The organism is Seonamhaeicola marinus (assembly GCF_008085455.1).
In genome coordinates this window covers 1-787 of the sequence record NZ_VSDQ01000584.1, presented here as the reverse complement: position 1 = coordinate 787, position 787 = coordinate 1, and the positions used below count along the sequence as shown (strand labels likewise).

General features: G+C 35.8%; 1 protein-coding gene and 1 riboswitch. The gene reads left to right on the top strand.

All coding sequences use genetic code 11. The features are described from left to right. The coding region (locus FUA24_RS10635) for a pyridoxal-phosphate dependent enzyme (RefSeq protein ID WP_148542175.1) at window positions 1–621 on the top strand (621 nt) is incomplete at its 5' end. Window positions 622–703: 82 nt separating this feature from the next. Continuing rightward, a riboswitch (SAM riboswitch) is annotated at window positions 704–787 on the top strand. This riboswitch is flagged as partial in the annotation.

Genomic DNA, 787 nt, shown 5'->3' with positions numbered 1-787 from the left:
GTACTTGTTATGCCCGAAAATTCTACCGAAGAACGCGTTAAAACTATGAGAGCTTACGGTGCTGAAGTAATTTTAACGTCATCAGATGTTGGAATTGAAGGCTCACGAGATTTAGCATTCAAATTACGAGATGAAAAAGGTTACACGCTTTTAAATCAGTTTGAAAATGACGATAATTGGAAAGGGCATTACAAAACCACAGGGCCTGAAATTTGGAATGATACTAATGGCAAAGTCACCCATTTTGTGTCTGCCATGGGAACCACAGGAACTATTATGGGGGTTTCAACCTATTTAAAAGAAAAGAATAAAAATATAACCATTGTTGGCGCGCAACCCGATGATAATTCTAGAATTCCGGGTATTCGTAAATGGCCAGAAGAATATGTGCCTAAATTTTTTAATAGAAATAAAGTAGATCAGGTTATTGAAGTTACACAAGCACATGCAAAAGCTACAACCCAACGTTTAGCTAAAGAAGCCGGCGTTTTTGCTGGTATGAGCAGTGGCGGCTCAGTGTATTGTGCGTCGCAAGTAGCAAAATCTATTGATAAAGGTGTTATTGTTGCTATTATTTGTGATAGGGGTGATAGATATCTATCATCAGATTTGTTTGAATAATAGAAATTTAATTAAATAGGAAAACAAAAATATAGTTAGTATTTTTGTGCTCCAAACTAGGTATGAGTTCTTAAATGTAATATTGTTATCAAGAAAGGTAGAGGGAATAGACCCAATGAAACCTTGGCAACCCTTTAACTTGTAAAGAAGGTGCTAAATTCTACTA